The 11,010-nt window shown below is 74.2% G+C and carries 10 protein-coding genes; 5 read left to right on the top strand and 5 right to left on the bottom strand.

Annotated elements, in window-relative coordinates:
• The 5 genes from ABJI51_RS43650 to ABJI51_RS41665 all read right to left on the bottom strand — a co-directional run bounded on the left by ABJI51_RS43650 (position 1) and on the right by ABJI51_RS41665 (position 6,733).
• Positions 1-462, bottom strand: a complete 462-nt coding sequence (locus tag ABJI51_RS43650) for a transposase (protein WP_431605569.1) — start codon at positions 460-462, stop codon at positions 1-3.
• 40 nt (positions 463-502) lie between these two features.
• The gene (locus ABJI51_RS43645) at positions 503-910 is read right to left on the bottom strand and encodes a transposase (RefSeq protein ID WP_431605568.1); all 408 of its coding nucleotides are present in this window, start codon (positions 908-910) and stop codon (positions 503-505) included.
• A 24-nt stretch (positions 911-934) separates the two neighbouring features.
• Positions 935-4,294: a type I polyketide synthase gene (locus ABJI51_RS41675; RefSeq protein ID WP_348956724.1), complete on the bottom strand. Its 3,360-nt coding sequence runs from the start codon at positions 4,292-4,294 to the stop codon at positions 935-937.
• Positions 4,291-5,994, bottom strand: a complete 1,704-nt coding sequence (locus tag ABJI51_RS41670) for a fatty acyl-AMP ligase (RefSeq protein ID WP_348956723.1) — start codon at positions 5,992-5,994, stop codon at positions 4,291-4,293. The genes ABJI51_RS41675 and ABJI51_RS41670 overlap by 4 nt, the downstream gene beginning before the upstream one ends.
• Positions 5,995-6,067: 73 nt before the next feature.
• A complete protein-coding gene (locus tag ABJI51_RS41665; protein ID WP_348956722.1) occupies positions 6,068-6,733 on the bottom strand; it encodes a hypothetical protein in 666 nt (221 codons plus the stop codon).
• Positions 6,734-7,100: 367 nt separating this feature from the next.
• Between ABJI51_RS41665 and ABJI51_RS41660 the strand changes: the two genes are divergently transcribed.
• From ABJI51_RS41660 to ABJI51_RS41640, 5 genes are all read left to right on the top strand, one after another.
• Positions 7,101-8,105, top strand: a complete 1,005-nt coding sequence (locus ABJI51_RS41660) for an alpha/beta hydrolase (protein ID WP_348956721.1) — start codon at positions 7,101-7,103, stop codon at positions 8,103-8,105.
• On the top strand, positions 8,102-8,932 hold the full coding sequence (locus ABJI51_RS41655; RefSeq protein WP_348956720.1) for an SDR family NAD(P)-dependent oxidoreductase: 831 nt from the start codon (positions 8,102-8,104) through the stop codon (positions 8,930-8,932). Before ABJI51_RS41660 ends, ABJI51_RS41655 begins: the two co-directional genes overlap by 4 nt.
• A gap of 91 nt (positions 8,933-9,023) precedes the next feature.
• The gene (locus ABJI51_RS41650; protein WP_348956719.1) at positions 9,024-10,226 is read left to right on the top strand and encodes a glycosyltransferase; all 1,203 of its coding nucleotides are present in this window, start codon (positions 9,024-9,026) and stop codon (positions 10,224-10,226) included.
• 4 nt (positions 10,227-10,230) lie between these two features.
• On the top strand, positions 10,231-10,644 hold the full coding sequence (locus tag ABJI51_RS41645) for a RidA family protein (protein WP_348956718.1): 414 nt from the start codon (positions 10,231-10,233) through the stop codon (positions 10,642-10,644).
• Between the two features lie 4 nt (positions 10,645-10,648).
• Positions 10,649-11,005, top strand: coding sequence for a DNA polymerase ligase N-terminal domain-containing protein (locus tag ABJI51_RS41640; protein WP_348956717.1), 357 nt, complete (start codon positions 10,649-10,651; stop codon positions 11,003-11,005).
• The last annotated feature ends 5 nt before the right edge of the window (positions 11,006-11,010 follow it).

Raw genomic sequence — 11,010 nt, 5'->3', positions numbered from 1 at the left:
CTAGGGCGTGTCTGACAATGCTTTGGTCCAGGCGATCACGGCGTGCAGGACGACCGCTGACCGGTAGACGATGGCGAGCTTGTCGTAGCGAGTGGCCAGGCCACGCCATTGTTTGAGCAGGTTGAACCGGCGTTCGACGACGTTGCGGCCGCAGTAGTCCACCGCGTCGAAGGCGGGTGGACGGCCGCCGCGGGAACCGCGACGTTTGCGGTGCCCGGCCTGATCAGCAGGCTCGGGGATCACCGCGGTGATGCCGCGGGCGCGCAGATGTCCGCGGATGGCGCGCGAGGAATAGGCCTTATCACCGCGGACACGGTCGGGCCGGGTCCGCGCCCGACCGCCTCCAAGGCGAGGGACCTGCAGATGCCGCATCAGGTGCGGGAACATCGGCGCGTCCCCGGCCTGCCCAGGCCCGACCAGAGTGACCAGCGGGCGGCCGTTCCCGTCGACGAGATGGTGCACCTTGGTGCTCCACCCGCCGCGAGAACGGCCGATCGCATGATCAGGCGGCTCGGTCAGCAGATCCGTGTAGTTCGACCCAGCCCCCTGTGGGACGGGTGATGTTGGTGGCGTGCTGATGCGCCCGGGCGATCGTGGAATCCACCGACACCGACCAATCAACCAGGCCGGCCGCGTCTGCTTCGGTGAGCAGGCGTTGCAGCACGGTGTCCCAGGTGCCGTCACCGGCCATCCGGCGATGCCAGGTCCAGATCGTCTGCCACGGACCGAACACCGCGGGCACGTCCCGCCACGGAATCCCGCACCGATACCGGTAGATGATCCCTTCGACCATCGCCCGCGCATCCGAGAAGGGCCTGCCTCGCTTACCGGTGCGGACCGGCAGCAGGTCCTGGATCAAGGCCCACTGACCGTCCGAGAGCAACTGAAACCGCGACACGACCAGCAGCATCCCAGCAACCCACCGAGACGTTTGTCAGACACGCCCTAGCCGGTCGGCGGCGTCCCAGGCCCGGCCGCGCGGGGCGAGGTCGCGGTTGAGTTCGCGGCCGAGGTCGGCGAGGGTCGCGCCGCGCAGAACCGCCGCCGCGTCGGGCTCGGCGCCCAGCTCGCGCCGGACGGCTTCGCGGATCCGGTTGGCCATGAGGGAGTCGAGGCCGAGTTCGACGAGCGGGACGTCGGCATCGAGGCGATCGGGGGCCAGGCCCATGATCGCGGCGACGATCTCGGTGAGCCGGTCGCCGCCGCGGATCGGCTGCGGTTCGGGTGGGGCGGCGGGCTCCGGCTCGGGCAGCCGGTCGCCGCCGGCCGCGTGGACCGGCTGCGGCCCGGGGCGGGCGAGCGGCGCGGGTTCTGCCTCGGTCAGCCGGTCGGCGGCGGCGCGGACCGGCTGCGGCTCGGGGTGGGCGAGCGGCGCGGGTTCTGCCTCGGTCAGCCGGTCGGCGGCGGCCGCGCGGACCGGCTGCGGCTCGGGACCGCCGACCGGTGCGGGGCCGGTTTCCGCGGTGTACCAGTGCCGTTCGTGCCGCCACGGCATCGGCGGGACGTCGGCGAGCCGGGCGCCGTCGTCCGGGTCGGCGAGGGTGAGCCGCGTTCCCGCGCAGTACAGCGTCGCCGCGGCCACTCCGAACGTGCGGACCTCGTCCTGGCCGCGGCGCAGCGTGCCGGTCACGACCGCGTCGGCGATCCCGGCCGCCTCCAGCGTCCGGGCGAGCGAACCCCGCAGGATCGGGTGCGGTGACACCTCGACGAACACGCGGTGCCCGTCCGCGGCCGCGGCGGTGACGGCCTGCCGGAACCGCACCGGCCGCCGCAGGTGGGCGGCCCAGTACCCGGCGTCGAAGTCGGGCAGGTCGCGCGGGTCGGCGAGCACGGTGTCGTACCAGGGCACCAGCGGCCGCCGCCCGCCCAGCTCGGCGAGGGCCTCCCGCAGCAGATCGAGCACCGGCTCGACCCCGGCGGAGTGGCCGGCGACGCCGACGGGCAGCCGCCGTGCGCTGCGGCCGGCGGCGGTGAGGTCCGCGACGAGCCGGTCCAGCACCGGGGCCGGACCCGTCACCGTGAGCTGTCCCGGCGCGGCGTCGACGGCCAGTTCGACACCGGGACGGGCGGCGAGTTCGTCCGGGTCCAGTTCGACGGCGGCCATCGCCCCGCCCGCGCCGACGGTGCCGAGCAGGCGCGCGCGGGTGGCGACCAGGTGCACGGCCTCGTCGGCGGTGAGCACCCCGGCCACGACGGCGGCGGCCGCGGAGCCGAGGGAGTGCCCGACGACGGCGGCGGGCCGCACGCCGAGCGCGTCCCACCGGGCGGCGAGGGCGACCTGGATGCCGAAGATGGCGAGCTGGACGTCTTCGAGTGAGGCCGGACCGGGGCCGGTGAGCAGGGCACGCAGCGAGCGTCCGGTGTGCTCGGTGAACGGGTCGCCGAGCTTGTCGACCTGGGCGGCGAACGCGGGTTCGGCGGCGAGCAGGCCGCGGCCCATGCCGGGCCACTGGGAACCGTGCCCGGAGAAGACGAACACCGGCCCTTCGCCGGCGCGCGCGGTGCCGGTGACCGCGCCCGCGGGCAGGGGATCGGCGCCTTCGCCGACGGCGCCGAGCAGGACGGCCAGTTCGTCGTGGTCCCCGGCGACGAGGGCGGCCCGGTGCGGGGCGGCGTTGTCCCGGCGGAACAGCGTGTGGGTGATGTCGGCGAGGGCGTGACGGCGGGCGGCGGGGGAGTCCAGCCAGCGGGCGAGCTGGGTGGCGCGTTCGGCGAGACGGTCGCGGCTGCGGGCGGACAGCAGGGCGATCCGGACGCCGGTGCCGCCGGACGGTTCGCGCTCCGGTGCGGCGGCTTCCTCCAGCACCACGTGCGCGTTCGTCCCGCCGAAGCCGAACGCCGACACGCCCGCCGTCGCACGGCCCGAGTGCCGGGGCCAGGGCGTCGGCTCGGTGACGACCTTCACCCGCAGGTCGTCGAACGCGATGTGCGGGTTCGGCGCGGTGAAGTGCAGCTGCGGCGGCAGCGTTCCGTGCGTCATCGCGAGCACCACCTTGATCAGGCCGGCGATCCCGGCCGCCGCCTCCGCGTGCGCAATGTTCGTCTTCACCGAGCCGATCAGCAGCGGCGCGTCGGCGTCGCGGCTCGCGCCGAGGACCGCGCCGAGCGCGCGGGCCTCGATCGGGTCGCCGAGGAGCGTGCCCGTCCCGTGTGCTTCGACGTAGTCCACAGTGGAGGGATCGAGACCGCGGTAGGCATCACGCAGCATTTCCTGCTGTGCCTGGGGGTTCGGCGCCGCCAGGCCGTGGGACCGGCCGTCGGAATTGACCGCCGAAGCGCGGATCACCGCCAGTACGCGGTCGCCGTCGACCTCGGCGTCGGCCAGCCGCTTGAGCACCACGACGCCGCAGCCCTCGGCCCGCGCGATGCCGTCGGCTCCCGCGGAGAACGCCTTGCAGCGGCCGTCGTCCGCGAGCAGCCCCGCCGCGGCGAACGCGGCCGTCGGGCCCGGCAGCAGCATCAGGTTGACCCCGGCGGCCAGCGCCAGGTCGGCGTCGCCTTCGCGCAGCGCACGCACCGCGTGGTGCACCGCGACCAGCGAGGACGAGCACGCCGTGTCCACCGCCACGCTCGGGCCGCGCAGGTCGTACACATAGGACAGCCGGTTGGCCGCGATGCTGCCCGCCGCGCCGGTCGCCGTCCACAGGTCCGGTGCCCCGGCGGTCATGGTGAGGTGGCCGTAGTCGTGGGTGGCGATCCCGGTGAACACGCCGGTGCGGCTGCCGCGCAGCGACGCGGGCGCGATCCCGGCGTGCTCCAGCGCCGCCCAGGCGACCTCCAGGAGCATCCGCTGCTGCGGGTCCATCGTCGCCGCCTCGCGCGGGGTGATGCCGAAGTGGTCGGCGTCGAATCCGGCGACGTCGTCGAGGAATCCGCCCAGCACCGGCGCCGCCTCGGCGTCCCAGCGGCCCGGCGGCGCGGTCCGGACGGCGTCCCGTCCGCTGGTCAGCAGGTCCCAGAACGCCTCGATGCCGTCGGCGCCGGGGAAGCGGCAGCCGAGGCCGACGACGGCGACCGGGTCGGTCCGGCGGCGGTCTCTGCCCGGCGGCGCCTCGGGTTCGGCGGTGCCGGTGAGGCTGCGGGCGAGGTGGTCGATGGTCGGGCTTTCCCACAGCAGCGTCGCGGGCAGCTTCGTGCCGAGCAGGTCTTCGAGGTCGGCGGCGATGCCGACGGCCTGGCGGGAGGACAGGCCGTAGTCGCCGAGCGGACGGTCGGGTTCGGCGGACACTCCGGTGTGTTCGGTGACGGTGTCCAGCAGCCACTGGCGCAGCGTGTCGGGCGTCGGGTTCGTCATCGCGCCAAGGCCTTTCCGTAGTCGCCGGCGAGGTAGCGGTCGCGGCAGGCGCTGCGCGCGATCTTGCCGCTGGAGGTGCGCGGGACCCGCCCGGCCGGGACCAGCAGCACGTCCCGCAGGGCGAGCCCGTGCGCGTCGGAGACCAGCCGGCGGATCGCCGCCGCGAGTGCGCGCTCGGCGGGTTCGGCCAGGTCGGCGTGGGTGCGGTGCTCGGCGACCACGACGACGTTCTCGGTGTCGGTGCCGTCGATCGCGAACGCGACGACACTGCCGGGGCGGATCGCGGGATCGGCCGACGCGGCGGTCGCCTCGACGTCCTGCGGGTAGTGGTTGCGCCCGTCGACGATGATCAGGTCCTTGATCCGGCCCGCGATGTACAGCTCGCCCTCGTACCGGACGCCCAGATCGCCGGTCCGCAGCCACGGCCGCTTGTCACCGGCCAGCCGGGCCCCGAAGGTTTCCGTGCTCTCCAGCGGTTTGCGCCAGTACCCGGCGCCGACATTGGGCCCGTGGACCCAGATTTCGCCGACCTCGCCGTCGGGCAGCGCGGTTCCCGTCTCGCGATCGACCAGGGCGACCTCCTGCCCGGCGGGGACACCGCAGGCGACCAGCCGGACGCCGTCGGCGGCCGGGCGCGCGGTGCCGGTCGCGAGGGCGTCGCGGTCGAACGTCGTGACACGCGGCGCGGCGGCGGGACCGGTGGTGACGAACACGGTCGCCTCGGCGAGCCCGTACGCCGGGCGCGTCTTCTCCGGCCGGTAGCCGGCGGCGGCGAAGGCGGCGTGGAAGCGGTCGAGGACACCGGGGTTGATCGGCTCGGCGCCGTTGACGATCGCGGTGACGCGGCCGAGCCGCAGCCGGGCGCGGTCGGCGTCGCGGATGCGGGTCGCGCAGTAGTGGAACGCGAAGTTGGGCGCGGCACTCCAGGCGCCGGCGTGGTCGCCGAGCAGCTCCAGCCAGCGCACGGGCCGCTCGACGAACGCGAGCGGGTCCATCAGCACCGAGCGCAGGCCCAGGGCCAGCGGCGTGATCAGGCCGAGGACCAGGCCCATGTCGTGGAACAGCGGCAGCCACGAGACCGTGGTGGCCGCGGCGGGGTCGAGGCCGAGACCCTGCACCGCCTGGGTGACGTTGGCGAGCACGTTCGCGTGGGTCAGCACGACCCCGGCCGGGTTGCGGGTCGAGCCGGAGGTGTACTGCAGGTACGCGACGTCGTCCGGGTCCGCTTCCGGAACGGGCCACGACCGTGCCGGGCCCGGAGCGTCCACGGCGACGACCTCGACGCCACCGCCGGCGAACTCCTCGACCGCGGACCGGACGGCGGAGGTGGTGACCGCGGCGGTGGGCGCGCAGTCGGCGAGAACCGCGGCGAGCCGTCCGGCGTGGCCGGGCAGGCCGGGGTCGAACAGCGGGACGGCGATCGCGCCTGCGGCGATCGCGGCGAGGAAGCCGGTGACGTAGTCCGTGCCCTGCGGGCAGAGCACCGCGACGCGATCGCCGGGCCGGACCGGCAGCGCGGCGGCGGTCGCCTCGACGCGGTCGGCCAGCTGCCGCCAGGTCAGGGTGCGCCGCCGCCCGGCGGGCTCGGTGGCGAAGTCGGCGAAGGTCAGCGCGGGTTCGCCGGGCTTGACGGCCGCCCAGTGGCGCAGGCACGCGGTCAGGGTGTCGCCGCCCACCGCCGGGAAGTGCTCCTGGGACATGGGTTTCTCCTTGAGTTGCTCAGGTCGCGCGTGAGTGACAGGCGCCGGTGAGGTGGTCTGCCTGGTGACCGGCCTAACGGCCCAGCCGCGGGAGCGCGTGCTGCCACGCGGCGACGGCCATGCTGTCGAGGTCGAGAGCGGTCGCTCCGGCGTCGCGGAGCACGAGCAGCACGTCGTCGGCGGCGATGGCGACGGTGCGCAGGCGCAGTCCCGGCGGCCCGGCCGGTTGCCCGGGCAGGGTCAGGACCTGCTGGTAGGACAGGGTTTGCGCGCCGGGAACGGCGGGTGGGGTCGTGAGGGTCAGTGCCGAGAAGACGGTCGGCAGGTCCTCGTCGTCGACGGTGACCTGCGCGCAGCGGCGGACCTGTGCGGTCCACGCGGCGAGGTCGGTCGGGTGCGGGGTGCGGGCGACCACTTCGGACAGCTGGCCACCGGGCACCGCCGTCTGGAAGCCCTGACCTGCGGTGGTTTCCGGGCCGAGCAGTCTGCCGTGGACGATTCCGGTGCATCCGTCCGCTTTGGAGTGATCCGAAGTGGACAGTGCGGTGGTGATGTCGAAGACGTCTCGTCCGGCCGGTCGTCCGGGGAGTGCTTCGGCAGGCAGGAGTGCGGCCGGAGGGACCGTGGGTGGCCGGGAAACCGGGGGTTCGGCGGCGGTGCCGGAAATGGTGACCGCCGCGGCCGCGACGATCAGTGTCGTGGCGAGGCGGACCGGGGGAAAGCGAATTCGGGGAGCCATGAGCGGCCCTTTCGGAACGTTCCGGAGGGGAGGTGCCGGGACGCGTCAGCGGAGGACCGGCCCGGGCGGCACAGGGCGAAGGCTACGCCGGGAAATCGGTTACCGGAAGCACCTCAAGATCCCGTAAACAACTTCATGTACAGCCTGTGACCTGCCGAATTGCAGGTTACTCACCGGTCACTTGGGCTGGTGTGGCACGGGCGTCCGAGTTTGGTCACTGTCCGCGACCATCGCCTCACCCACGTGGGGGAGTTTGTTTTCCTGCTCTTCACATTGTCCGCTCACATCGTGGACCGGACAATTGCGCTCCTGTCCGGAATTCCTCTAGCTTGGCCGCACCTTCGCCGACTTTCCGGAAAGGAATCGCATGCGCCTGTTCGCGAGATGCCTGACGCTGCTGACGGCGGTGGCGTGCACCCTGCCCGGCGTCCCCGCCCTGGCCGAGCCGGGCGTGCCGGACGCGCGCGCCGACGACGGGTCGCACGTCGTCGCCCAGACCACTGTGGACGGTGACGCGCGGATGCTGGACCTGACCGTGCGCTCCACCGGTGTCGGCGCGTACGCGATGGTCCGGCTGATCCTGCCGCGCGGCTGGGCCGCCGAGCCGGACCGGAAGTGGGCGGCGGTCTACCTGCTGGCGGGCGAGACCCGGAAGCAGGACTACCGCGGCTGGACCGCCAACACCGACGTCCGGCAGCTGGCCGACGACGCGGACGTCCTGGTTGTCATGCCGGGCACCGGTCCCGCCGGATTCTTCAGCGACTGGTGGAACTACGGCAAGGACATTGCGCTGAACCAGTGGGAAACGTTCACCGCCGTCGAGCTGCCGCAGCTGATCGACCGCGGCTACCGCGGCGACGGGCGGCGCGCGGCGGCGGGCCTGTCCCTCGGCGGCTACGGCGCGATCGAGCTGGCCGCGCGGCGGCCGGGAGTGTTCCGCTACGCGGCGTCCTTCAGCGGCAATGTCAACCCGGCGGGCCCGACGGGCGAGCTGCTGACCACCGCGATCGTGACGTCGGCGCGGCTCGACCCCGAGGCGCTGTGGGGCGACCGGCGGCGGGAGTCCACGCGCTGGGAGGCCCACGACCCGGTGGTCAATGCGGCAAACCTGCGCGGCACCGAGGTCTACCTGTCGGCGGGCAACGGCCTGCCGGGACCGCTGGACGCGAAGCTCCCGATCGACGTGCTGCCGGGCGCGATGCTGCTGGAATTCCTGTGCGGCGGCCAGACGAGCGCGCTCGCGGACCGGCTGCGCGCCCTCGGCGTCCCGGCGACGATCGAGCTGTACGGGCCGGGCACCCACCAGTGGGCGTACTGGCAGGACCGGCTGCACCGGACGTGGCCCCGGATGCTGCAGGTGCTGGCGTCGTGAAACCGTCCTATGTGGTCACCGGAGCGTCGAGCGGCATCGGCCGCGCGTGCGTGGCGGAGCTGGCCCGCCGCGGCGCGCACGTGTGGGCGAGCGTCCGCACCGACGTCGACCAGAAGGAACTGGAGCACGCCTACGGCAAGGCGGTCACGGTGCTGCGCATGGACCTGCGCGACCCGGACTCGATCGCGGCATGCGGCGAGCGCGTCGCGGCGGCCGGGGGAGTACGCGGGCTGGTGAACAACGCGGGCCTCGCGCGGCCGGGCCCGCTGGAGTACGTGCCGCTGGAGGTGTTCCGCGAGCAGCTGGAGGTGAACGTCACGGGCCAGCTCGCGGTCACGCGCGCCATGCTCCCGGCGTTGCGCCGGGCGGAGACGGCCAGGGTGGTGACGGTCGGCTCGATCGGCGGCCGCATCGCGGGACCGATGATCGGGCCGTACCACACGTCGAAGTTCGCGCTGGTGGGCCTGACGGACAGCCTGCGCGCGGAGCTGGCCCCGGAGGGAATCGAGGTGGTGCTGGTGGAACCGGGAGCGGTGGCCACGGCAATCTGGCCCCGAGCCCGAGCGGCGGCGGACGAAATCCGCGAGACACTGCCCCCGGCAGGGCTGGAGCGGTACGAAGCCCAGCTGGCGGCGGCAGAGCGCAGTGCGGCGCGATCGGCCCGCACGGGCGTGCCACCGAGCCGGGCGGCGGAGGTGGTGGTGAAGGCGCTGACGACCCGGCACCCGGCACCGAGATATCTGGTGGGCCGGGACGCCCGGCTGGCGGCGTTGCTGGCGAGGCTGCCATTCCGGCTGCGCTACCGCCTGACGGCGGCAAAGCGATGACGGCGGTGGGGGTTGTGGACCGTTGGTGCGCGGCGGGCCACCCCACATCGCGAGCCGTTCCCGTTCCACGTCCGCGCCCCCAGGTCCGCCGATGAGCCGCCTCGTCGTGATCATCGCTCCCGGCTCGCGCGGCGACGTCCAGCCTTGCGTCGCCCTGGGCCGGGGCCTCGCCGCCGACGGAGACCGCGTCCGGGTGCTCGCCGCCGAGCGCTTCCGCTCCCTCATCACCGCGCACGGCCTCGACTTCGCGCCGCTAAGCGCCGATCCCGGCGAGGTCCTGGACTCGGCGTCCGGCCGCGCGTGGACCTCTGGCGGCCGCACCGCCTTCCTGCGCGGGCTCCGCGATGCCCTGCGGCCCGTCCTCGACCGGCTCCTCGCCGACGTCCACACTGGCACGGCGGGCGCCGGTCTCGTGCTCGCCCCGACCCTCGGGTTCCTCGGTGCCCACCTCGACGTCCCCGACGTCGAACTGCACTACCAGCCCAGCGTCCCCACCCGGGCCTTCGCCCACCCGCTCCTGCCCCGCGCCGCCCGGCTCGGGCCGTGGGGACGGCAGCTCAGCTTCCACGCCGTCGACGCGCTCGCCTGGCAGCTGCTGCGGCCTGAAATCGACCGCTGGCGCGTCGAAACGCTCGGCCTCCCCAAGGCCGGGCTGCGCGGGCCGCGGCGCCGGTCACCGGTGCTGTGCGGGTTCTCCGACGCCGTCGTGCCGCGGCCGCCCGACTGGCCTGCCCGCGTCCACGTCACCGGGTACTGGTTCCTCGATCCCGGGCCGTGGCGCCCGGACTCTCGCCTGCGCGACTTTCTCGCCGCGGGACCGCCGCCGGTGTACGTCGGCTTCGGCAGCATGCGTCCCGCGGACGCCGAGGCCACCTTCGCGATCGTGCGCACCGCCCTGCGTCGCGCCCGGCTGCGTGGGTTGCTCGCCACCAGCGGGCCCGGCAGCGACGACCTGCTCACCGTCGGGGACGTCCCGCACGCGTGGCTGTTCCCCCGCACGGCCGCGGTCGTCCACCACGGCGGTGCCGGAACCACCGCCGCGGCCCTGCGTGCCGGTGTTCCGTCGCTGGTCTGCCCGGTGTTCTCCGACCAGCCCTTCTGGGGTGACCGGGTGTCCCGGCTCAGCGCCGGACCCCGGCCGCTGCCGCCGAAGGACCTCGACGCCGACGTGCTCACCGCCCGGCTGCGCGAACTGACCGGCAACCCGCTCTTCCGCCGTGGCGCGCAGTACGTGAGCGCGCGGCTGCGGGCCGAGGACGGTGTCGCCGCGGCGGTGAGCATTCTGCGATCATGACGGTGTGCAGCCGCGCCGCCGGAGTCCCGAAGTCGTCGCTCCGCCCCTCGGGCGGTACAGCCACGTCGCCGAAGTGCCACCCGGGCACCGGCTCGTCTTCTTCGCCGGCCAGCTCGGCGTGCGGCCCAACGGCGTACTCGCCGGACCCGGGGCCGAGGCACAGGCGCGGCAGATCTTCGCCAACCTGCACGCGCTGCTGGCCGCCGAAGGCGCCGGGCCGGAACACCTCGTCAAGCTCACGACCCTGCTCGCCGGCACCGAGCACCTCGCCGGGTACCGCGCGGCGCAGGCCGAGGCGTTCGGGAAGTGGTACCCGGACGGCGACTTCCCCGCCCAGACACTCGCCGTCGTCGCGGCGCTGGCCGGGCCGGACTACGTCGCCGAGGTCGAGGCCGTCGCCGCGGTCCCGGCATCCTGACGTCATGGGCAGGCGACCGGCGTTCGTGCTGCACGAGCACTGGCGGCCACGGCACCACTTCGACCTGCGGCTGGAGGAGGACGGCGTGCTGCGGTCGTGGGCGGTCCCGCGCGGCCTGCCGCCGGACCCGGCCGCCGACCGGCTGGCCGTGGCCGTCCCCGACCACGCGCTCGACCACCTCGCCTACGAGGACGACACCAAGAAGATCGCCGACACCGGCTGGTGGGAGGAGCACGACCGCACGGCAAAGCGGATCCTGTTCACCCTGCACGGCCGGGCGGGCGCGGTGCGGTACGCGCTGATCCGCACCAGCCGCGACTGGCTGCTGCACCGCACCCGCGACCAGCCCGGCGACGGCTGACGGAC

It is taken from the genome of Amycolatopsis melonis (assembly GCF_040064235.1).
GTDB classification, from domain to species: Bacteria; Actinomycetota; Actinomycetes; order Mycobacteriales; family Pseudonocardiaceae; genus Amycolatopsis; species Amycolatopsis melonis.
This window is presented reverse-complemented; position numbering and strand designations above follow the sequence as displayed.

Bases quoted from the DNA above. Each gene is read 5' to 3' on its own strand.
- ABJI51_RS43645 (WP_431605568.1), bottom strand. From the start codon at position 910: ATGCTGCTGGTCGTGTCGCGGTTTCAGTTGCTCTCGGACGGTCAGTGG.
- ABJI51_RS41675 (WP_348956724.1), bottom strand. From the start codon at position 4,294: ATGACGAACCCGACGCCCGACACGCTGCGCCAGTGGCTGCTGGACACC.
- ABJI51_RS41670 (WP_348956723.1), bottom strand. From the start codon at position 5,994: ATGTCCCAGGAGCACTTCCCGGCGGTGGGCGGCGACACCCTGACCGCG.
- ABJI51_RS41665 (WP_348956722.1), bottom strand. From the start codon at position 6,733: ATGGCTCCCCGAATTCGCTTTCCCCCGGTCCGCCTCGCCACGACACTG.
- ABJI51_RS41660 (WP_348956721.1), top strand. From the start codon at position 7,101: ATGCGCCTGTTCGCGAGATGCCTGACGCTGCTGACGGCGGTGGCGTGC.
- ABJI51_RS41650 (WP_348956719.1), top strand. From the start codon at position 9,024: ATGAGCCGCCTCGTCGTGATCATCGCTCCCGGCTCGCGCGGCGACGTC.
- ABJI51_RS41640 (WP_348956717.1), top strand. From the start codon at position 10,649: ATGGGCAGGCGACCGGCGTTCGTGCTGCACGAGCACTGGCGGCCACGG.